The sequence below is a fragment of the Salinivibrio sp. KP-1 genome, assembly GCF_000968645.1.
Lineage (GTDB): Bacteria > Pseudomonadota > Gammaproteobacteria > Enterobacterales > Vibrionaceae > Salinivibrio > Salinivibrio siamensis.
Window position 1 is genome coordinate 1 of sequence record NZ_LAQR01000010.1, and the last position, 1,185, is coordinate 1,185.

The following is a 1,185-nucleotide window of genomic DNA, read 5'->3' on the forward strand; positions in this document are numbered from 1 at the left end:
CTGCGGGTGTTTTTAACCATCGTGCAAGAGGGCACCATCACCGCCGCCGCCAAGAAACTGTTTCTCAGTAAACCAGCAGTCAGTATGGCACTCGCCGAGTTAGAAAGTCAGCTCGGTTACCCCTTGTTTGATCGACGCGGCAATCGGCTTCACCTCAATGACCAAGGGATAGCGCTTATCCCTAAAGCAGATGAACTACTCACCCGTAGCGACGAAATCAGTGCCACACTAAAAGACGATAGCCAACTGATTGGTTGGTTGCGACTAGGTGGAAGCGATACGGTGGGTAACCAGCTTTTACCTACACTGATTAGTGATTTTCGCCATGCGACGTGTCATCAACAACAAACATTGGTGATTGCCAACAGCCAAGAAATCATCACTCGCCTTCAACACTTCGAGCTGGATATTGGGTTGATAGAGGGTGAAATACTGCATCCCGATTTACTGCAAACGCCATGGTTAAGCGATCAGATGGCGGTGGTTTGTCACCCTAATCACCCGCTTGTGAGTCACGCACCGTTAAGTGTGGGCGATCTCGACAATCAAACTTGGCTGATCCGCGAATCTGGCTCGGGCACCCGTGAGCACTTTCTCTCAAGCCTTGCTCCTCGCTTCGAGCGCTGGCACCTTTCTTTCGAGCTCAATACCACAGAAGCGATTTTAAATGCTGCAAGTGCCGGGTTAGGCTTGGCGTACCTGTCTAAGCTCTCCGCTCAACACGCCATTGCCGATGGTCGAGTGGTTGCCCTCGAACTCCCTTTGCTATTATCCCGGCGCTATTGGCTTGTGCGCCACAAAGATAAATACCAGTCAGGCCTACTCACCCGCTTCTGGGATTTCTGCTTACACTGGCAACCTCAACCCCATTCTTCTACTTAACCAGCAATCACCACGCGACAGATACAAAAAAGCCCCGACCGTGAGGTCAGGGCTTGGTGTTTCTGCTAATTAAAGTCTTACATGTAGCTGCTTTAATTAGGTTATCTTGTTTGATGCGATGAGGATTTTGAAGCGAGACGCACAGTGTATGCCAATACATGAGCATCAAAGATATCAAAAGCATCGAGTAATTAGCAAGATAAGCGTTTTTGCCTTCAGATTTTTCCAAAAATCTGAAAACAAGAAAGCAAGCCTGGCGATGTCCTACTCTCACATGGGGAGACCCCACACTACCATCGGCGC

General features: G+C 49.4%; 2 protein-coding genes. One reads left to right on the forward strand and one right to left on the reverse strand.

Annotation, left to right across the window (positions count from 1 at the left end):
* A partial coding sequence (locus WN56_RS08445) for a LysR substrate-binding domain-containing protein (protein WP_082084437.1) occupies positions 1-882 on the forward strand: 882 nt, incomplete at its 5' end.
* Positions 883-928: 46 nt separating this feature from the next.
* Here the strand turns inward: WN56_RS08445 and WN56_RS17065 are convergent.
* Positions 929-1,185, reverse strand: a 257-nt coding sequence (locus WN56_RS17065) for a hypothetical protein (RefSeq protein WP_046075053.1), incomplete at its 5' end; no start/stop codon positions are given.